General features: G+C 61.7%; 19 protein-coding genes. 15 read left to right on the top strand and 4 right to left on the bottom strand.

The window, feature by feature from the left end:
- Positions 1-99 precede the first annotated feature (99 nt).
- From E0L37_RS05860 to E0L37_RS05845, 4 genes are all read left to right on the top strand, one after another.
- A complete protein-coding gene (locus E0L37_RS05860; protein WP_133490839.1) occupies positions 100-1,530 on the top strand; it encodes an AarF/ABC1/UbiB kinase family protein in 1,431 nt (476 codons plus the stop codon).
- Positions 1,531-2,032: 502 nt separating this feature from the next.
- A complete protein-coding gene (locus tag E0L37_RS05855) occupies positions 2,033-3,247 on the top strand; it encodes a Re/Si-specific NAD(P)(+) transhydrogenase subunit alpha (RefSeq protein WP_133490838.1) in 1,215 nt (404 codons plus the stop codon).
- Positions 3,247-3,522, top strand: a complete 276-nt coding sequence (locus E0L37_RS05850) for an NAD(P) transhydrogenase subunit alpha (RefSeq protein WP_133490837.1) — start codon at positions 3,247-3,249, stop codon at positions 3,520-3,522. The genes E0L37_RS05855 and E0L37_RS05850 overlap by 1 nt, the downstream gene beginning before the upstream one ends.
- 3 nt (positions 3,523-3,525) lie before the next feature.
- Positions 3,526-4,908: an NAD(P)(+) transhydrogenase (Re/Si-specific) subunit beta gene (locus tag E0L37_RS05845; protein ID WP_240687429.1), complete on the top strand. Its 1,383-nt coding sequence runs from the start codon at positions 3,526-3,528 to the stop codon at positions 4,906-4,908.
- An 80-nt stretch (positions 4,909-4,988) separates the two neighbouring features.
- Here the strand turns inward: E0L37_RS05845 and E0L37_RS05840 are convergent, their stop codons facing one another.
- Together E0L37_RS05840 and E0L37_RS05835 are read right to left on the bottom strand one after the other, a co-directional pair.
- A complete protein-coding gene (locus E0L37_RS05840) occupies positions 4,989-5,813 on the bottom strand; it encodes a hypothetical protein (RefSeq protein ID WP_133490836.1) in 825 nt (274 codons plus the stop codon).
- Positions 5,810-6,325 carry an RNA polymerase sigma factor gene (locus E0L37_RS05835; RefSeq protein ID WP_205655585.1) on the bottom strand — a complete coding sequence of 172 codons (516 nt, stop codon included), beginning with the start codon at positions 6,323-6,325 and terminating at the stop codon, positions 5,810-5,812. The genes E0L37_RS05840 and E0L37_RS05835 overlap by 4 nt, the downstream gene beginning before the upstream one ends.
- Positions 6,326-6,521: 196 nt before the next feature.
- On the opposite strand from E0L37_RS05835, the gene E0L37_RS05830 reads away from it, so the two are divergent.
- On the top strand, positions 6,522-6,824 hold the full coding sequence (locus E0L37_RS05830; RefSeq protein WP_133490834.1) for a hypothetical protein: 303 nt from the start codon (positions 6,522-6,524) through the stop codon (positions 6,822-6,824).
- Positions 6,825-6,879: 55 nt separating this feature from the next.
- Complete coding sequence (locus E0L37_RS05825) at positions 6,880-7,110, top strand: hypothetical protein (protein ID WP_133490833.1); 231 nt, start codon at positions 6,880-6,882, stop codon at positions 7,108-7,110.
- 40 nt (positions 7,111-7,150) lie between these two features.
- Here E0L37_RS05825 and E0L37_RS05820 read toward each other — a convergent pair whose 3' ends face one another.
- Positions 7,151-7,738 (bottom strand): 2'-5' RNA ligase family protein, encoded by a 588-nt coding sequence (locus E0L37_RS05820; protein WP_133490832.1) that lies wholly within the window; start codon positions 7,736-7,738, stop codon positions 7,151-7,153.
- Between the two features lie 112 nt (positions 7,739-7,850).
- On the opposite strand from E0L37_RS05820, the gene rimO reads away from it, so the two are divergent.
- The 6 genes from rimO to E0L37_RS05790 all read left to right on the top strand — a co-directional run bounded on the left by rimO (position 7,851) and on the right by E0L37_RS05790 (position 15,005).
- Positions 7,851-9,167, top strand: a complete 1,317-nt coding sequence (gene rimO, locus E0L37_RS05815; protein ID WP_133490831.1) for a 30S ribosomal protein S12 methylthiotransferase RimO — start codon at positions 7,851-7,853, stop codon at positions 9,165-9,167.
- Positions 9,164-10,012: a DMT family transporter gene (locus E0L37_RS05810; protein ID WP_133490830.1), complete on the top strand. Its 849-nt coding sequence runs from the start codon at positions 9,164-9,166 to the stop codon at positions 10,010-10,012. Before rimO ends, E0L37_RS05810 begins: the two co-directional genes overlap by 4 nt.
- A 97-nt stretch (positions 10,013-10,109) precedes the next feature.
- Positions 10,110-11,078: an alpha/beta fold hydrolase gene (locus tag E0L37_RS05805; RefSeq protein WP_133490829.1), complete on the top strand. Its 969-nt coding sequence runs from the start codon at positions 10,110-10,112 to the stop codon at positions 11,076-11,078.
- An 84-nt stretch (positions 11,079-11,162) separates the two neighbouring features.
- Positions 11,163-11,828, top strand: coding sequence for a methyltransferase (locus E0L37_RS05800; protein ID WP_133490828.1), 666 nt, complete (start codon positions 11,163-11,165; stop codon positions 11,826-11,828).
- Between the two features lie 110 nt (positions 11,829-11,938).
- Positions 11,939-14,317 carry an endopeptidase La gene (gene lon / locus E0L37_RS05795; protein WP_133490827.1) on the top strand — a complete coding sequence of 793 codons (2,379 nt, stop codon included), beginning with the start codon at positions 11,939-11,941 and terminating at the stop codon, positions 14,315-14,317.
- Positions 14,298-15,005, top strand: coding sequence for a pseudouridine synthase (locus E0L37_RS05790; protein ID WP_166643012.1), 708 nt, complete (start codon positions 14,298-14,300; stop codon positions 15,003-15,005). Before lon ends, E0L37_RS05790 begins: the two co-directional genes overlap by 20 nt.
- A 14-nt stretch (positions 15,006-15,019) precedes the next feature.
- On the opposite strand, the gene E0L37_RS05785 is transcribed toward E0L37_RS05790, so the two are convergent.
- Positions 15,020-15,340: an SET domain-containing protein gene (locus E0L37_RS05785; RefSeq protein WP_133490826.1), complete on the bottom strand. Its 321-nt coding sequence runs from the start codon at positions 15,338-15,340 to the stop codon at positions 15,020-15,022.
- A gap of 68 nt (positions 15,341-15,408) precedes the next feature.
- Here E0L37_RS05785 and E0L37_RS05780 point away from each other — a divergent pair, with 68 nt between their 5' ends.
- Genes E0L37_RS05780 through E0L37_RS05770 form a run of 3 tightly spaced genes read left to right on the top strand, consistent with a single transcriptional unit; the run spans position 15,409 to position 18,795 of the window.
- Positions 15,409-16,293, top strand: a complete 885-nt coding sequence (locus tag E0L37_RS05780; RefSeq protein ID WP_133490825.1) for a haloalkane dehalogenase — start codon at positions 15,409-15,411, stop codon at positions 16,291-16,293.
- 37 nt (positions 16,294-16,330) lie between these two features.
- Entirely contained in the window at positions 16,331-17,995 is a 1,665-nt protein-coding gene (locus E0L37_RS05775) for an AarF/ABC1/UbiB kinase family protein (RefSeq protein ID WP_133490824.1), read from the top strand.
- 14 nt (positions 17,996-18,009) lie between these two features.
- Entirely contained in the window at positions 18,010-18,795 is a 786-nt protein-coding gene (locus E0L37_RS05770) for a M48 family metallopeptidase (protein ID WP_133490823.1), read from the top strand.
- The last annotated feature ends 149 nt before the right edge of the window (positions 18,796-18,944 follow it).

Here is an 18,944-nt window from a genome sequence, read left to right as displayed (position 1 = left end):
TACACTGCCCTCTATTAACCACGATTGGTGGCGGGTGGTTCCGCGCCGCCGTCCGTGGCTGATGCCATCGCCTTAGCAGATCTTGGAGTGCGCGCAAATATGGCACGAAAAACCGTCAAGAGGGTTAAAACCGGTTCTTTGGAACGGCGATTTACCCTTGCCCGCGCCGGCTTTCTCGCTGGTGCCCGCTACGCCACCGCCAGTGCCGGTACCTTGTTCTCCTCCCCGGACAAGCGAGAGGAAAGACGGAAAGCCATTCTCTCTCAACGGGCCGAGGAATTGGTGGCTGAGTTGGGTGAATTGAAGGGCTCGGTGGTGAAAATCGGGCAAATGATGGCCCTGTTCGGCGAGCATTTCCTTCCCGAGGAAGTCACCGCCGCCTTGCACACACTGGAAAACGACACCGCCGCGCTTGAGTGGCCGGCCATGGAGCGCCACCTCAAACAGCAGCTGGGTACTGTGAAACTGGCGGAACTGGACGTGGATCCGGAGCCGCTTGGTGCCGCCAGTCTGGGGCAGGTTCATCGCGCCCGGCGCAAAAAGGATGGCCGCGAGCTGGTGTTGAAAGTGCAATATCCCGGAGTCGCCGACGCCATAGACTCGGATATGCGCGCCCTGGTGCGGCTGCTAAAACTGAGTCGGCTGGTGCCGATCACCGACCAGTTCAATCAGTGGCTGGATGAGGTGCGTGCCATGCTTGGCCGGGAGGTGGACTATGATCTCGAGGCCCACACCACTCGCCATTTCCGTGAAGCGTTGCGCGAGGACCCCCGCTTCATCGTTCCTGAAGTGTTTTCCGAGTACTCCTCCCACAACATTTTGTGCCTTTCCTTCGAGGAGGGGCTGCATATCAGTGACCCCAAAGTGGTGGCCCTGAGCCAGGAACGCCGCAATTTTCTCGGCCGCGCGATCATGGAGCTGTGCTGTCGGGAGGTATTCGAGTGGAACAAGATGCAGACCGATCCGAACTTCGGCAATTATCTGTTGCAGATCGATGCGGAAGGCCACGACCGCATTGTGCTGCTGGACTTCGGTGCCATCCGTGATTTCGATGACGAGGTGCTGGGCCCCGGCCGGGAGATGATTCGCGGTGCCTGGTACCACGATACGGAGCGCCTGGTGCGGGCAATGAAGGCGCTGCATTTCCTTTCCGGCGACCCTCCTCGCCGGGTGCAGGAGGATTTCGCCGGTCTCTGCTTCGAGGCCATTGAGGCCTTGCAGGACCCGGAGCGCTTTCCGCCGCCGGCGTCGGTGGTCAATGAGAAAGGGGAATATCTGTGGGGGGAAAGCAACCTGCCCAGCCGGGTGCTGAATCGCGCCAGCCGCAACGCTCTGTCCGTGCACTTCGACGTACCGCCGAAGGAATTTATCTTTCTGCTCAGGAAGTTACTGGGGGCTTACACTTTTTTGCATGTCATCAAAGCGCAGGTGCGTGGCGATACCATCCTGGGTCCTTTTATCCATATGCATGAAGATGATGACAAGGCCCGTGTTGATCAACAATTAAGCAAAAATGCGAAGAAATCATGATCTTTATGATCAAAATCTAGCCATCTATCCGTCAAACCGCGATTTCTTGTTTGCCAAGCTCGCCACTCCACAATAAGGTTAGCAGCCTGCTCGACGGCCGGTTTTCTTGGAGCCTGTTCAAAGTCTCTACGCCACCGCGCCGGAGTTCCCTTTCTACTTGGTAGAGAGTGTCGTCAGGGCGTGATTTCGATTGTGCGGTGTAGTCACTCTACATAAACAAGCGTAATCGCGGTCTGACGGCACTCTCCACCTGGAGAAAGTGGGCCCGGCCCTTCGGGTTGCGCTGGAAAAACCGCCAGAGGGCGTTGTGGCCTTTGACTTTGGAACCACCAGAGCCTGCAGTCCCCAACGCCCTCTGGCGGTTTTTCCAGCGGCAACGCGGCGGCGTAGAGACTTTGAACAGGCTCCTAACCGGCCTTTTTGTGAGGGCCCCTGTGTATTTCCGGCTATTGCCGTGGCATGGGGGCTGCCCAACAAACCATATAAAACGGGGGTAACGCAGGTGATTATCGGTGTTCCCAAGGAAATTCGCCCCGGCGAGGAGCGCGTCGCCCTGACGCCCGCCAATATCGCGGCTTTATTGAAAAAGCACGATATCCAATTCCTCGTTGAAACGGGTGCCGGCGTCGCCGCCGGTTTTACCGACGGCCAATATGAAGCCGCCGGTGCCAAGCTTGCTGACCGGGATCAAATCTTCTCCAGCGCCCAGGCTATCCTGCAGGTGCAGACGCCAGGCAGCAATACGACCAATGGCCAGGACGATTTGGACAAGATGAAGAGCGGACAGTTCCTCATCGGCATGACCGATCCCCTGGCCAACCCGGGTTTCGCCCAGCAACTGGCTCAGAGCAATGTCACCGGCATTGCTCTGGAACTGGTGCCGCGGATTACCCGGGCCCAGGCCATGGACGTGCTGTCCTCCATGGCAATGATCGCGGGCTACAAATGCGTTCTGCTTGCGGCGGCCACCGCCAACCGTATGTTCCCCATGAACATGACCGCCGCCGGCACGCTGAACGCTTCGCGGGTGTTTGTCATGGGGGCTGGCGTCGCTGGTCTGCAGGCCTGTGCCACCGCCAAGCGCCTCGGCGCGGTGGTCGAGGCCTATGACGTCCGCCCTGCTGCCCGTGAGCAAATCCTGTCCGTTGGCGCCAAGCCGGTGGAGCTGGATCTGGATACCGGCGAAGCGGAAGGCAGTGGCGGTTACGCCAAAGCCCAGGGCGAGGATTTCCTCAAGCGTCAGCGTGAGCTGATGACCGACGTGATCAAGGAAATGGACGTGGTGATCACCACCGCGGCGGTGCCGGGCGCCAAGAGTCCGATCCTGGTCACCGCCGACATGGTCAAGGCGATGAAGCCGGGTTCGGTGATCGTCGATCTGGCCGCGGAACGGGGTGGTAACTGTGAACTGACCCAGTCCGGCAAAACCGTGGTCGAACATGGCGTGACCATCATCGGTCCAGAAAACGTGCCCTCCACCGTGCCGCACCATGCCAGCCAGATGTTCGGCAAGAACATGGAGAACCTGCTCAACCTGCTGCTTAACGACCAGGGTGAGCTGGCGCTGGACTTCGAGGACCAGATCGTGGCGGATACCGTTATCAGCCACAACGGCGACGTGCCGCACACACGCCTGCGTGAGCTGCTTGGTCTGCCCGCGCTGGAGAAACCGGAACCCGAGGCGGCGGATGCCGACAACGGGAAGGAGGAGAAGTAATGGACTTCGTAGCCGAACTAACGCTTTTCGTGCTGGCCATCTTTCTCGGCGTGGAGCTGATCACCAAAGTTCCCCCCACCCTGCATACCCCGCTGATGTCGGGCTCCAATGCCATCTCCGGTATTACGCTGGTGGGCGCGCTGATCGCCGCCGGTTCCGACGCCGGGCTGCTGGTGAAGGTGCTGGGTTTCATCGCCGTGGTACTGGCTACCATCAACGTGATTGGTGGCTTCATGGTGACCAATCGAATGCTGGCGATGTTCAAGAGGAAGTAAGCAATGCAGATTTCCCAGAACTGGATCGATATCGCCTATTTGATCGCCGCCGTGCTGTTCGTGCTCGGCATCAAGGGGCTGACCAAACCGAAAACCGCGGTGCGAGGCAACATGCTGGCTGGCGCCGGCATGGCGGTGGCCTGCGTGGTGACCTTGCTGCACCGGGACATCGTCAGCTATGAAGTCATCATCGCCGGCATCCTGGTCGGCGGCATTATTGGTGTGCTGCTGGCGAAGAAAGTGCAAATGACCGCCATGCCACAGCTGGTGGCGCTGCTTAACGGCTTTGGTGGCGGTGCTTCCTTCTCCGTGGCGGCGGCTGAGTTCTTCCGTGGCGGCCATCCGGACACGGTGGGCATCATCGCCACTGGTGCCGCGGTGCTGATCGGCGCGGTGACGTTCACCGGTTCCTTCGTGGCCTTCGCCAAACTGCAGGAACTGATCGACGGTAAGCCGATGGGTTTCCCGGGCATGAAAGCGGCCAATGCCGTGTTGCTGCTTGGCTCCATCGTGGCGATCGCCTACTTGGTCTCCAACCCCGGTTCACCGACGGTATTCTGGGGGCTGGCCATTGCCGCCGCTCTGCTGGGCATTTTGTTGGTCATGCCGATCGGCGGGGCCGACATGCCGGTGGTGATCGCGCTGCTGAACTCCTACTCCGGTGTGGCCGCTTCCGCCGCTGGTTTCGTCATGGGCAACAGCGCCCTGATCATTACCGGTTCCCTGGTGGGCGCCTCCGGCCTGATCCTGACCCAGATCATGTGTAAGGCGATGAACCGTTCTCTCACCAACGTGCTGTTTGGTGTGATGGCGGAAGGCGGCGAAACCATCGATCAGGATGAAGTCTACGCCGGCAAGATCAAATCCACCTCCGCGGACGAAGTGGCGATGCTGCTGGAAACCGCGCAGCGCGTGGTGATCGTGCCGGGCTTCGGTCTTGCCATGGCTCAGGCCCAGCACGCCGTACGCGAACTGGCCGATACCCTGGAAGCCAACGGGGTCGAGGTGGAGTACGCGATTCACCCGGTGGCGGGACGTATGCCAGGGCACATGAACGTGCTGTTGGCCGAGGCGGAAGTGTCCTATGACAAGCTCAAGGACATGGACACCATCAATCCGACCTTCGAGCAGACCGACGTGGCGATCGTACTGGGCGCCAACGACGTGACCAACCCGATGGCCCGCGAAGACAAAGGCAGCCCGATCTACGGCATGCCGATCCTCAACGTGGACAAGGCCAAGACCGTGGTGGTGGTGAAACGCTCCCTGAGCGCCGGTTTCGCCGGCCTGCCCAACCCGCTGTTCGCCAAGGACAACACTCTGATGTTGTTCGGCGATGGCAAGGGTGCGGTGGTGGACATTACCGCCGCTCTGAAGGAAGGTTGATCGACGCTTTTCTTCAAGTTCGCTTCAACGAAAAAGCCCGCTCAAGCGGGCTTTTTCGTGTCCGGCGATCACTCTCCAGCCTACATCTCGCTGATATCATCTCGCGGCGTCGCCGTACCGCCGGCTGACCCGGCGGGGCCGTGGGCGCCTTGCGGCGGAGTGGCGCCGGGGGTGGCGCGCGCCGTCCTGGACAGGGCATCGTGGATGCCCAGTGCCAGTTGCGCCACCTTCAATGGGTCGCTGTTGGCGGCCAGTACATAACCACGCCCGTTCTGGCTCCAGCGCACCAGGGTGACCGGTGACTGGGTCAGCACATGCAGCCAGCTATCTCCCGGGGCGCTCTGCCCTATCTCATACAGTGCCACGCGTCGTCCCTCGGCGTTCTCGAAGCGATACTCCTGAATATGCTGTCCGGAAACCAGTAGCGGCTGTTGACCGGACGCGCTCAGACCCAGGCGATCCAGCGGCAGCGCCGGGGCCGCGGCGGTATCGGGTATCACGGCGGGATTGCTGAAGGCATGGACGATGGCCTGGGTCAGGTCGATAGCGGGCTCCGTGGTGGCCGGAGACGTGGCCGGTGTTTGCCACCAAATCGCCATCATCACGCCCGCCGCCACCAGGGTGCCGGCAACTCCGACGATCTGCCGGCGGCGCCGGGAAACGGTGTTTGGGGCCTGTGTCGGAGACGACGACGGCGCGGCGGTGCTCTGCTCCCTGAAGGCGCGCCACAGCGTTTCGTCATGGCGCCAGTAATCGCGCAGCCGATCCGCGTAGGCCGGATGCCGCCGGATACCCGCCGCCACCCGGCGGGCCCGCCGGCGTGGTAATTCCCCGTCGGCGAAGGCGCTCAGTTCCTCCTCGCTAACCGCCTCGCGGGACAATAGCCCTCGTTCCCGCCAGCTCATTTTACTCTCCTCAACCGGGGGCGCCCGCCGTTCCGGGATGAATCGTCGAGCTCTTGGCGCAATGTCTCGCGGGCTCTGGAGAGGCGCGAGCGCAGCGTCCCCACTTTGACACCCAGGATACGGGCGGCCTCGGTGTAACCAGGGTTTTCCAATACCATCAACAACAATGCCGCCCGTTGCTCCGAGGGCAAGGCCCTGATCGCTTCCATTGCCTCGTGACAGGCCAGGAACGGCTCTTGGCGCGCCGCTTGAGGCCTTTCCAGACCGGCATCCGGGGTCAGTGACTCCCTCCGGTGCCGGGCGCTGGCACGGTCATTCAGATACAGCCGGTACAGCATTCTGAACAGCCAGGGGCGTACCGAACGACCGGGCATCCACAAATGGCGCTTGCGCAGCGCTCGCTCCAGGCAATCCTGTACCAGATCCTCCGCCTGTCCCGGATTGTCACACAGCGCCCGGGCGTAGCGTTGCAGGTGCGGGATCTGGTCGCAGATCCGGCGTTCAAAATTCACTCCGGCGGTTCCTTTCCGGCTGACCGTGAGGTCCTTACTAGTACCTACAGCCAGATAGCCGGTTTGGTTCCCAAAAAAGAATGTTGCCATGGAACCAAACCCCATCCCGCCCTGTAGACAGGAATGAGGCGGCGGCAAAATCGGTTTTCCGGCGCGTCCCGCCCGCTGAAGTCACCGGATGGATCGGGAGGTAGCAATGAAGTTCCACACAACGCTGTTGCTGATCCTCGGGGTTGCTTGTCTCGGCGCCACGGTCGCCGCCACGGCGGTGGACGGTAATCGCCCGGCCCGGGACCAGCCCGACTACCAGCGCACCATGCCGGCCCCGCCCGGGCCGCCAGCTGATCCGGACCGACCCGGCCAGCCCGCTTACGGCAATCCTGGCGGCCTGGACGGTGGCGCCGGAGAGAGGGGGCAGCCCGACGACCGGGGTTGGCCCACCGGAGAGGATCGCGACGGCGGCGACGATACACGGGGTGACGACCCCGGCCGCCCATGATTTCCGGGCGGCCTGGAACCGCCGACGCACAATCACTTAAATCGGAGGAAAGACCATGAAAGATGGAAAAATGGAACCGCGGACCGGGTTGCGAAGAGGCGTGGCCGGCACACTCGCCCTGCTGGTGATGGGATCGGTACTGGCCGCCTGTGATCCGAAGCAGCCAGACTCACCGGCCCCTGGGGACCCGCAGCAGCCTTCTCAGCCCGGCATGCAAAGTGGTGGCGACCCCGCTGGTGGCGGCTCCGCCGGGGGCGCGGGTGGCTACGGTGACACTCGGCAATAAGCACTTCACCGGCTCTGGGTTTCGGGATTCCGTTCCGGGCTCAGAGCCGGCTTTTCAACGATTGCCGCCAGCGTACCTGATAGCCATGCCGACTCTCATAGAGGATCACTTCATGGACATCAAACTCAATATGGTCTTCAGGTGGACCTTTGACTCTCTCGCCCGCCCTTGTCGTGGCAAGCCGGCCGCGGCCGCGAGCCAGCGTTACATGGGGTAAAAAGCCCCGCTCCTCGCGTTCCATCCCAAGATCCTCCAGAAGGCGCCAAACGCGCTTATGCAGTGCCATCAGCGCGGGGGATGGAAAGGCCCGTGCCGCCCACGGGCGGCCACCACTGGACGGGGCTCCTCTTGATGGGGAGCTTCTTTGTGGCGTCCCTCCCAGTGGCATTCCTCCCGGTGGAAAAAGGCCTCCACCAGAGAGCTTCAGGCTCAGGGGCTGTACGCCCTCCAGAGTCGCTTCCAGGCGTCGACAAAGCGTCTGTGTCCAGGAAAGCTCCCGTTCTCCGAGGAACGCCAGGGTCAGATGCAGATCCGCCAACGGCAGTCGCCGGCCGGCCCCATCCGGAACGCCCTGTAACAGAGCGCGACCCGCCTCCTTCGGCACCGGCAGTCCAATGAAACACCGCATATGGTTTTTTCTCCCGGGTCTGGCCGTCGCTGTCCCGGCCTCGTTACCAACCCAATAGGCATTCACACCGGGTTAATAGTAGAATGCCGCCCCGCTGACTGCGAGGTGGTTTATGTCCGGTAAGGTTGGATTTATCAGCCTGGGTTGCCCCAAGGCCCTGGTGGATTCCGAGCGCATTCTTACCCAGCTGCGCACCGAAGGGTACCAGGTGACGCCCAGCTACGATGACGCCGATGTGGTGGTGGTGAACACCTGCGGCTTCATTGACGATGCCAAGGCCGAGTCCCTGGAAGCCATTGGCGAGGCGCTGGCCGAGAACGGCAAGGTCATCGTCACCGGCTGCATGGGCGTGGAAGAAGACAACATTCGCAAAGCGCACCCGGCGGTGCTGTCGGTCACCGGACCTCAGCAGTACGAGCAGGTGGTCAGCGCCGTGCACCAGGCGGTGCCCTCTCGGGCCGACCATAACCCCTTCACCGATCTGGTGCCGCCCCAGGGCATCAAACTGACCCCGCGACACTACGCCTATCTGAAAATATCCGAGGGCTGTAACCACAAGTGCAGCTTCTGCATCATCCCCGGCATGCGCGGCAAGCTCGATTCCCGGCCGGTGGGCGATGTGCTCGACGAAGCGGAACGGCTGGTGAAGGCAGGGGTGCAGGAGCTGCTGGTGATCAGTCAGGACACCAGCGCCTACGGCGTGGACCGCAAGTACCAGACCGGTTTCTGGCAGGGCATGCCGATGAAAACCCGTATGCTGGAATTGTGTCAGGCGCTGGGGCAACTGGGAGCCTGGGTGCGGCTGCATTACGTCTACCCCTACCCCCACGTGGACGAGATCATTCCGATGATGGCCGCCGGCCATATCCTGCCGTACCTGGATATCCCGTTCCAGCACGCCAGCCCGTCGGTGCTCAAGGCGATGAAGCGCCCTGCTCACTCGGAAAACACGCTGGCGCGGATCCGCCGCTGGCGCGAAATCTGTCCGGACATCACCCTGCGCAGCACGTTCATTGTCGGCTTTCCCGGCGAAACCGACGACGATTTCGAGATGCTGCTGGATTGGCTGGAAGAGGCGCAACTGGATCGGGTCGGCTGCTTCACCTATTCGCCGGTGGACGGCGCTCCCGCCAACGCCCTGCCCGATCATGTCGACGAAGAGGTGGCACGCGAACGTCAGGAGCGCTTCATGAACGTCCAGGCGCGGATCAGCGCCGCCAAACTGCAACGCAAAATCGGTCAAACCCTGGAAGTCCTGGTGGACGAGGTTGGTGAGGACGGCGTGGTGGCCCGCTCCCAGGCGGACGCGCCGGAGATCGACGGCCTGGTGTATCTGCCCGACGATGCGGCGGTAAAACCCGGGCAACGCCTGCGGGTGACCGTCGAGGACGCCGACGACCACGATCTGTGGGCCCGGCCGGTCGCGTGAACAACGACCAGCCTCTGAAGGGCGCCTTATTGCTGATTCTGGGTGAAGGGTTGCTGGCGATCATGGCGGCCCTGATCAAGCATCTCTCCGACACGCTTTCCACAGAACTGATTGTCTTCGCGCGCAACTTTGTCGGGTTGCTGGTACTGATGCCGGTGTTGATGATCAGTGGCGGCATTCGCGACCTCGGTACTCGCCATCTCGGCCTGCATTTCATTCGTGGTTTCACCGGCGTCGCCGCCATGTTCTGTTTCTTTTACGCCATCGGGCATATCACTTTGGCGGAGGCGGTTCTGGTCAAGATGACGGTGCCATTCTTTCTGCCATTGGTGGCCTGGGCCTGGCTGGGCGATCGGGTATCGCTGCGGACCTGGATGGCTATCGCACTGGGCTTTGTCGGCGTCGCGGTGATTCTGCGTGCCGACCAGGGCCAGGTGGATCCGGTGATGTGGGTGGCGCTCGGCGGCGCCGCCATCATGAGCGTGGCAAAGGTCAGTATCCGGCGCATGGCGGTAAGCGAGCCGGCACACCGGGTGGTGTTCTATTTCTCGCTGTTCGCCACCCTGCTCTCCGCTTTGCTGTTACCCAGCGTCGAGCAATGGCCCAACGGCGTGGAAATGCTCTGGATGCTGGGGATCGCCCTGTTCGCCATCGCCGGCCAGTTCGCCATGACCACCGCCTATCAGGTGGCCCGTCCCGGCCAGGTCGGCGTTTACAACTACTCCGCGGTGGTGTGGGCGGCGATTCTCGGCTGGTTGTTCTGGGGCGAGGCACTGGCGCTGAGCACCTATCTGGGGACCTTGCTGATTATCGGTGCCGGCATCTGGAACCTGAAATCACGCTGATCGCGCCATATTGACCTCTCCGGCGGTGCCATCCGCCACGTCGATCCTCTACGGTGGCTTTTTCACGAGGAAAGAATAACAACCGGAGGGAACAAGGATGACATGGCGTCGTGTGGGGCTGATTCTGGCGGTAGCCGTTCTGGGTGCCGCGCTGCTTGGCGGGTGTGAAGACACCCGGCGCTGGGCCTACCATCAGGGCATTGCATTCGAACAATGGCGAGCGGGCCTCGAAAGCCTGCGAGTCTCCAGCGACAGCGGCCTCGACTGGCATTTGCTGCGCTCCAAAGATGGCGCGGAGGTGCCGGCGGTGCTGCTGATCCACGGTTTTGGCGCCGATGCGCGCAACTGGGTCCGTTTCGCCAATCAGCTGGAAGGCGAGTATCGTTTTATCATTCCCGATCTGCCCGGCCACGGCGCCACCCTGCCCCTGACCACGTCAATGGAGTACGGCATTGACAAGCAGGCCACCCGGCTGTTCGAACTGCTTGATCACTTGGGCGTCGAGCGCTTTCATGTGGCGGGCAATTCGATGGGGGGCGCCATCGCCATTGAAATGGCCCGGTGCCACCCGGACCGGCTGATCTCACTGGGGTTGGTGGACGCCGCCGGGGTTACCCTGCAAACACAGGAATTCCGCGATGTGCTGGCGCAATCACCGGGCAATCCTCTGATTCCCCGGCGGGCCAAGGACTTCCATACCACACTGGACTGGGCCGCCGAACGCTCGGTGGGCATGCCCGACTTCGCCATCACCCTGATGGGCGAGGAGAAAGCCGCCAATGCGGAAGTGGCGGAGAAAGTCTGGGCGGATATCAATTCGGATCCGGCGATGCGGTTGGGGCAAGCCGGGGTGCTGGCCTCCATCAATACTCCCACGCTGGTCCTGTGGGGACGTGAAGACCGACTTCTTGGGGTCGACAACGTCGAGGTCTTCACCCAGACCCTGCCAAATGCCCGGGCGGTGATCCTTGATGGCGTGGGTCACGTGCCGATGGCGGAAGCGGCCGGACAAAGCGCCGATGCCTTTCGGGTTTTCTGGAACCGGATCCCGGCCCGTCCGCGCTGATCATCCCGGTCTTGAAACAGACCAGTCTTGAACAACATCGCCGGCGCCCGTAAGGTCTTTCCTTTTTCCAGGCGCCGGCCAGCCATGACCCAATCCGACAATCCCATTCCCAAAATCCGACGGGGCGAAGCCCATACCATTCATACCCGTGGCATTACCCTGCTGCGTTCCGGCCACCGCGAGGTGCGCCGCTTGAAACGTGCCAATCACGTGCCCTCGATCCACGGCAACAAAGTGTGGAACTCCAGCTTCCTGATCATGGACCAGTTGACCCGCGACCGCCGGGCGCTGTCCCTGGGAGCGGATATCCATTTGATGGACATCGGCTGTGGCTGGGGCCCGCTGTCGATATTCGCCGCCAAGCGTCTTGGTTGCCGGGTGACCGCGGTGGACGCGGACGAGGATGTCTTTCCCTATCTGGAACTGCATGCCGCCATCAACAAAACCTCGGTGACGACCCTGCAAAAACGATTCGAGAATCTGACCAAAGCGCTGCTCGCCGATGTCGATGTCATTACCGGTGCCGACATCTGCTTCTGGGACGAGCTCACGCCAGTGCTGTTCAATCTGATACGCCGTGCGCTGAATCAGAAGGTGCGGCGGATCATTATCGCCGACCCCGGACGCTCCCCGTTCTATGCCCTGGCGGAACGATGTGAAGAAAAATTCGACGCCCGGCTGGTGGAACGGCGCACCCAGACCCCTCGTGAGCTCAGTGCCGATCTTTTGATCATCGACGGCCCGCGCTGAATCCGGCTATTGAAAACCGGTTCGGAGACTCCATTCAGATGACTGGTCGTGCGTCGCCTTCTTGTCGTAATGTCAACGGCGACGCTTCCCGTTTATGACGAGTGGATATCATGAACCAAGACGAGCAGGAAACCACCATCGAACAGCCCACCCCTCAGGGGGCCCTGGCCTTGCCGGATCATCATTTGCCACAACGGGTCTATCTGATACCAGTGCGTCATCGCCCGTTCATGCCCGGGTTGGTGCAGCCGATTCTTCTGAATCAGGAGCTGTGGCAGACCACCCTGGAGCGGGTTAGCCAGACCCCGCACCATGCCCTGGGCCTGATCTATGTGGGCGACCGTAACCCGGATGAGGTCTCGGTGGAGGATTTCCCGGAATACGGCTGTCTGGTGAAAATCCATGCCGTCAATCAGGAAGACGATCATCTGCAGGTGGTGGCCCAGGGGCTGGCGCGTTTCCGCGTTTCCGGCTACACCAATCGCAAACGCCCGTTCATGGCGGAAGTGGAATACCCTGAGCCCAAGGACGAGCTCTCCGATGCCCTGCGCGCCTATGCCATGGCGATCATCAACACCATCCGCGAGCTGCTGCCACTGAACCCGCTGTATAACGAAGGGCTCAAGCACTATCTGCAGAATTTCTCGCCGCGGGACCCCTCTCCTCTCACCGATTTCGCTGCCGCATTGACCAGCGCGAACGGGGACGATCTTCAGGACATTCTGGAGACCGTGCCGTTGAAGCCACGCATGGAGAAAGTGCTGACACTGGTGCGCAAGGAAGTGGAAGTCGCGCGCCTGCAGAACGAGATCAGCGAGGAGGTCAACGAAAAGATCTCCCGCCATCAGCGTGAATTTTTCCTCAAGGAACAGCTCAAGGTGATTCAGCGTGAGCTGGGTCTGGAAAAAGATGACCGCACCGCCGACGTGGACGAATTCCGCGCCCGCATGGAATCTCTGACGCCGCCGGAGGCGGTGGCCAAGCGCTTTGAAGAGGAAGTGCGCAAACTGGGCGTGCTGGAAAGCGGCTCGCCGGAATACGCGGTGACCCGCAACTATCTCGACTGGCTGACGTCCGTTCCCTGGGGGCGATTCTCCGAGGACAATCTGGACCTCAAGCACGCCCGCGATACCTTGAGTGCGCATCACAGTGGTCTGGACGACGTCAAGGATCGCATCGTCGAATTCCTCGCGGTGGGCGCCATGCGCGGCGAAGTCAAAGGCTCGATCCTGCTGCTGGTAGGACCTCCCGGGGTGGGCAAGACCAGTGTCGGGCGGGCCATCGCGGAAGCCCTGGATCGCCGTTTTTACCGGCTCAGCCTGGGCGGAATGCGGGACGAGGCGGAGATCAAAGGCCACCGGCGCACCTACATCGGCGCCATGCCCGGCAAGTTGATTCAGGCGCTGAAAGAGTCCGGCACCAGCAATCCTGTGATCATGCTCGACGAAATCGACAAGCTCGGCGCTTCGTTTCAGGGCGACCCGGCCTCCGCCCTGCTGGAAGTGCTGGACCCGGAGCAGAATCAGGACTTTCTCGATCACTATCTGGACGAACGTCTGGACCTCAGTCATTGCCTGTTTATCTGCACCGCCAATACCCTGGATTCGATCCCCGCTCCCCTGCTCGACCGCATGGAAATGATCCGCCTGAGCGGTTACATCACCGAGGAAAAGGTGGAAATCGCCAAACGCCATCTGTGGCCGCGCTCCTTGGAACGGGCCGGGGTCAAACCCGGGCAGCTCACCATCAATGCCAGCGCGTTGCGTCAGGTGGCGGAGGGCTATGCCCGTGAAGCCGGGGTGCGAAACCTGGAGAAACAGCTCAACAAGATCATTCGCAAGGCGGCGGTACGTTTGCTTTCCGGTGAGAAAAAGATCAGCGTCACCAGCAAGAACCTCGAGGAATTTCTCGGCCAGCCCTATTTCCAACGGGAGAAGACCCAGCGCGGTATCGGTGTCGTTACCGGCCTGGCCTGGACCTCCATGGGGGGCGCGACCTTATCCATCGAAGCCACCCAGGTGCATGTTCATCAACGTGGCTTCAAACAGACCGGGCAACTGGGCGATGTGATGAAGGAATCCGCTGAGATTGCGTACAGCTATGTCGCCAGCCATCTGCCGGCCTACGGTGGTGACAGCAGTTGGTTCGATCAGTCCTTTGTGCATTTGCATGTGCCGGAAGGCGCCACGCCAAAGGATGGGCCCAGTGCCGGCATTACCATGGCCACGGCCTTGATCTCACTGGCCACCGGCAAACGATTGCCGCGCAAATTGGCGATGACCGGCGAGCTGACGTTGACCGGTCAGGTGCTAGCCGTCGGTGGCATTCGCGAGAAGATCACCGCCGCTCGCCGTGTTGGTATTCGTGAAATCATTCTGCCAAAGGCCTGCGAGCGCGATTACAAGGAACTGCCGGAGCACCTTAAAAAGGGGCTGACGGTGCACTTCGCCGAGCGCTATCAGGATGTCCATGACGCCATCTGGGGATGACCCGGTGCGCTTGCCGCGGGCCCGGCAGCCGGAGCACTACATCGTGCCCCGTTGCCATGAGGAGGTGGTCATCCTGCACCGGGACGATCACCTTCTGGTGGTAAACAAGCCCGCCTTCCTGCTCAGCGTGCCGGGCCGGGCGCCGGAGAACAAGGACTGCGTGATCCGGCGTCTGGCGGTGGACTTTCCGGAAATACGGCTGGTGCACCGGCTCGATCTGGATACCTCCGGAATCATGGTGTTCGCTCTGACTCGCGAAGCGCAGAGCCAGCTCAGCCGCGCCTTCCAGCAACGCCGGGTATTCAAGGAATATCAGGCCGTGGTGGACGGCCTGGTGGAATACGGAGACGGCGCGGTGGACTTGCCGCTGATCGCCGACTGGCCCAATAGGCCGCTGCAGAAAGTCTGTTTCGAAACCGGCAAGGTGGCGCTCACCCAATGGAAAGTGCTGGAGCGGGACACCGTCCGAGGCCGCACCCGGTTACGGCTGCGGCCGGTAACCGGGCGCAGCCATCAGCTGCGTATTCACTGCCGGGAGCTGGGGCATCCGATTCTCGGCTGCGATCTCTACGCGCCCGAAGCGGTGCTCGCCGCCAGCGAGCGGTTGCTGCTGCATGCCCACAAGCTGGCCTTCAATCATCCTCACACCGGACTGTGGAGCGAGTTCGTTTCGCCGGTCCCCTTTTAAAAGGGGCTCCCGGACTACGCCCAATCCTCACCGTAATCGTGCAACAGTTCCTGCCCTGCCTTCACCGCTTTCAGCGTCACCACGGTGAGGTCGTCATAGTAAGCCACATTGGCCGGCCGGCCGTGATTGATGTAACGCAGCTCGCATAAAACCCGGTGCCGCTCCTCGCCGTCGTCATCCAGCCACAGCACATAGGGACCGTTGCGACGAGCGGGCTTGGTTTTCAGCACGCCGAGCACGGTGCCGGCGGGAAGACGTTGGCGGGCGAACAGCCCCTTGCCATGGATATCACTGGTCTGGACCAAAACCAGGTCGTGACGAACGTAGGGTTTCATGGGCATCGTGCTTGCAGTTGTTATCGTCAGCGTGGCATCTTGCCAGAAAAGCTATCAGGGCGCATGGCATGGGCTTCGCGGACTGCCCCTTCCGATCCCACTATGTATCGGTGCACGGGCAACGGCTGCATTATCTGGACGAAGGCTCCGGCCCCACCTTGTTGTTCGTGCATGGCAATCCCACCAGCAGTTATCTGTGGCGGAACGTGATCAAGCTTCTGCGTCACCGTTACCGCTGCGTCGCGTTGGACCTTCCCGGTTTCGGCCGCAGCGCCAAGCCGGATCTGGATTACCGGCTATGTACGCTCCATCACTTTCTGTCCGGTTTTGTTGAGCAACTGGCGCTTGAGCCGGTGATCCTGGTGCTGCACGACTGGGGTGGTCCGCTTGGTTTCAGACTGGCGCAGCAGCAGCCGAGCCAGGTCCGTGCCCTGGTCTTCATGGAGACCTTCCCTTTCACCTTTGACTGGCAAGAGTTTCCGCTGATCGCGCGTCCGCTGTATTTCGCTTTTCGTCAGCCAGCTCTGAGCCCCTGGTTGCTGCAACGCCACAATCTGTTCGTTAACACGGTATTGCCCATGGGCACCTTGCGGCGTTTGCCTCGCAGCGTCATGAACGTTTATCGTGCCGCGTTCCCCGATCGAGACAGCCGCCGGGCGATCCGTGCCCTGCCCTCCGAGTTGCCAATCGATGATCGCCAGGGGGAAACCTGGCTGGCGGTTGAGGAAATCGAAAAGCGTCTGCCGGAGATGGACCAGCCGATGTTGCTGTTGCACTTCCGCCCGGGCGCGGTGCTGCCCGAACAACGTATCCCCTGGTTCAAACAACGGCTGAAATACCTGGATGTGGTCCATGCGGGGCCGGGGCTGCATTTCGTGCCGGAGGATAATCCGGCGGTGATCGCCGATTCTCTGGACCAATGGTTCCAGGTACGCTTGGCGAATCCGCGATGAGCGCGGTAAAGGTCTGTTCAAAGGAAGCACGGACATCATGAATCTGCTGCACACCGGCCAGGATCTGCGCCGCCTCAATGAGCTGGCGGCGATTCTGCTGAAATACGGATTTGCTGACATGCTGCGCCGGTTGGGCCTGGCGCCGATGATCGAACACGCCGGGCGTTTGTTGCGCAGCGGGCTGGATCCCCGCTCCCTGCATATGGGCAGTGCCGAGCGTCTGCGTCATGCCATGGAGGAAATGGGGCCTACCTTCGTCAAGCTCGGTCAGGTGCTGGCGACCCGGGTGGATTTGTTTTCACCGGAATGGATCGAACAGTTTGAAAGGCTGCAGGATCGAGCCCGGCCGGTATCCTTTGCCAGTCTGACCCCGGCGGTGGAGGCGGCACTGGGGCGGCCGCTGGATCAGGTGTTCGCTTCGGTGGATGAGCGTCCGCTGGGTGTGGCGTCCATCGGCCAGGTGCACGCCGCGGTGACCCGCTCCGGTGATCGGGTGGTGATCAAGGTGAGAAAGCCTGGCATCGAGGCCAAGATTCAATCCGACCTGCGGCTGCTGGATCAACTCGCCAAACTGGCCTCCGACAATTCCCAGGAGCTGCGCCGCTACCGCCCGGTGGAACTGGTGCGCGAGTTTCATCGCTCGCTCACCCGGGAGTTGGATTTCACCATTGAAGCGCGCAATGCCGAGCGCATTCGCCAGAACGTCAAGGGGCTGCGCTGGGTGATGGTTCCGAAAGTCCACACCCGTCTCAGTTCCGCCACCTTGCAGGTGCAGCAACGGCTCAACGGTACGCCGGCGCGGGATCTGGCCCGGCTTGACGCGCTCGGCGTGGATCGGCCGCTGGTGGCGAGACGTGGCGCCATGGTGGCCTGGAAAATGGCCCTGGAGGACGGTTTTTTCCACGCTGACCCTCACCCTGGCAACGTACTGATTCTGAGCAACAACCGCATCGGCCTGCTCGACTTCGGCATGGTCGGCAAGCTGACCGATGGGCGGCGCGAACAGATCGTGCAATTGGTGCGTGCCATCATAACCCGGGAGTCGGAGCATGCCGCGGCGGTCCTGACCGGTTGGTCCGACGGCCAACCGCTCAACTTTGATCAGTTGGTGGCGGATGTGGAGGACGTGGTGTCCCGTTACTATGGTTTGCCGCTGGCGGACCTGGACCTGCCCGCCCTGCTCGGCGACATCACCGCCCTGATCCGCAATCACGGGCTGATCCTGCCCAGCGATATCGCCTTGTTGATCAAGGCCCTGATTACCCTGGAAGGCTTTGGCCGTCTGCTGAACCCGCGCTTCGACCTGATCCGTGAGGCGGAACCCTTGATGCACCGGCTGCTGCGACAACGCTATGGGCCTAAACGGCTGGTGCGCAGTCTCGGGCTGCGGGCCCTGGATGCGGTTGACCGGCTCTATGCTCCTCCCCCACCGGCGACGCTGGCTGGCGGGCGCGCTGATGGCGGTGTCGATCCGCGCCATCTGGAGCGTTTGGTGAGCCGTCTGGAGCGCGGTCAATACCGGCAGATACAAACGCTTTTGGTCTGCGCATCGATGATTGCTGGCGCGCTGATGCTGGCCGGACGGGTGCCGCCGACAATTTGGGATCTTTCCGTGCCCGGAGTGCTGGTATTATTGGCGTGTGGACTGTGGTCCACATGGTTGCTATGGATAGCCCGCCGCCATTTGCGCGAGTGGGAATAAGGAGGAAAACATTGATGAAAAGAATCGCCCTGCCCGTACTGGCCGCCCTGACGCTGACCGCCTGTGCCACTTCACCGCTGGGCCGCAGCCAGTTCTTGCTGATGCCCGCGGACCAGATGAATGAAATGGGCATGGCCGCTTACGATCAAATGAAAACGGAACAGAAGATCAGTACCAACAGTAAGCAAAAACGGTATGTGCAATGCGTGGCCGACGCGGTTACCGCCGAGTCCGGCAGTGACCAGCAGTGGGAAGTGACATTGTTCGACGATCCTGCCGCCAACGCCTTCGCTTTGCCTGGCGGCAAAATCGGGGTCTATACCGGCTTGCTGAAAGTGGCCAAGACCCAGGATCAACTGGCCGCGGTGCTGGGTCATGAAGTGGGTCATGTGCTGGCCCAGCACTCCAATGAGCGCATGTCGATTCAATACGCCACGGATACCGGCACGCAATTGCTGGCGGCCCTGGCCGGGGACAGCGGCGGTGCGGCCCAGCAAGGCCTGATGGCGGCCCTGGGGCTGGGTACTCAGGTGGGCGTGACGCTGCCCTTCAGCCGAAAGCATGAATCCGAGGCCGACATCATCGGCTTGCGGATGATGGCCCGAGCCGGATTCGATCCGCGTCAAAGCGTGGAGTTGTGGAAAAACATGGCTGCGGCCAGCAATGGCAGCCCGCCGGAGCTGTTGTCCACTCACCCCTCCAGTGGCACCCGTATCGAAGATCTGGAGGCCAGCATGTCTGACGCCCTGCCGCTGTATCAGCAGGCCCGCGCTGCGGGCAAAAGGCCAAACTGCGGATAATCGGAGGCAAACGAATCGTGGTCCGTGGAGTGGTGGCGTCCGACAGCTCGCTGGCACGCTAGACGCTATTCGCCGCTAAAGCGGCTTCCCACGGATCGGACTACGAAGCCGCTGTGGGAAGCTTGCTTGCAAGCGAAGTCGATAGTCGA

It is taken from the genome of Alcanivorax sp. 24, from assembly GCF_004360225.1.
In the GTDB taxonomy this organism is placed as follows: Bacteria; Pseudomonadota; Gammaproteobacteria; order Pseudomonadales; family Alcanivoracaceae; genus Alloalcanivorax; species Alloalcanivorax xiamenensis.
The sequence above is the reverse complement of the archived record's forward strand: the minus strand, read 5'-3'. Positions and strand labels throughout refer to the sequence as shown.

Coding starts and splice junctions, on each gene's coding strand:
- E0L37_RS05805 (WP_133490829.1), top strand. CDS start 10,110: ATGACATGGCGTCGTGTGGGGCTGATTCTGGCGGTAGCCGTTCTGGGT.
- E0L37_RS05860 (WP_133490839.1), top strand. CDS start 100: ATGGCACGAAAAACCGTCAAGAGGGTTAAAACCGGTTCTTTGGAACGG.
- E0L37_RS05800 (WP_133490828.1), top strand. CDS start 11,163: ATGACCCAATCCGACAATCCCATTCCCAAAATCCGACGGGGCGAAGCC.
- E0L37_RS05850 (WP_133490837.1), top strand. CDS start 3,247: ATGGACTTCGTAGCCGAACTAACGCTTTTCGTGCTGGCCATCTTTCTC.
- E0L37_RS05775 (WP_133490824.1), top strand. CDS start 16,331: ATGAATCTGCTGCACACCGGCCAGGATCTGCGCCGCCTCAATGAGCTG.
- E0L37_RS05830 (WP_133490834.1), top strand. CDS start 6,522: ATGAAGTTCCACACAACGCTGTTGCTGATCCTCGGGGTTGCTTGTCTC.
- lon (WP_133490827.1), top strand. CDS start 11,939: ATGAACCAAGACGAGCAGGAAACCACCATCGAACAGCCCACCCCTCAG.
- E0L37_RS05790 (WP_166643012.1), top strand. CDS start 14,298: ATGACGCCATCTGGGGATGACCCGGTGCGCTTGCCGCGGGCCCGGCAG.
- E0L37_RS05780 (WP_133490825.1), top strand. CDS start 15,409: ATGGGCTTCGCGGACTGCCCCTTCCGATCCCACTATGTATCGGTGCAC.
- E0L37_RS05825 (WP_133490833.1), top strand. CDS start 6,880: ATGAAAGATGGAAAAATGGAACCGCGGACCGGGTTGCGAAGAGGCGTG.
- E0L37_RS05770 (WP_133490823.1), top strand. CDS start 18,010: ATGAAAAGAATCGCCCTGCCCGTACTGGCCGCCCTGACGCTGACCGCC.
- E0L37_RS05845 (WP_240687429.1), top strand. CDS start 3,526: ATGCAGATTTCCCAGAACTGGATCGATATCGCCTATTTGATCGCCGCC.
- E0L37_RS05820 (WP_133490832.1), bottom strand. CDS start 7,738: ATGCGGTGTTTCATTGGACTGCCGGTGCCGAAGGAGGCGGGTCGCGCT.
- E0L37_RS05785 (WP_133490826.1), bottom strand. CDS start 15,340: ATGAAACCCTACGTTCGTCACGACCTGGTTTTGGTCCAGACCAGTGAT.
- E0L37_RS05840 (WP_133490836.1), bottom strand. CDS start 5,813: ATGAGCTGGCGGGAACGAGGGCTATTGTCCCGCGAGGCGGTTAGCGAG.
- rimO (WP_133490831.1), top strand. CDS start 7,851: ATGTCCGGTAAGGTTGGATTTATCAGCCTGGGTTGCCCCAAGGCCCTG.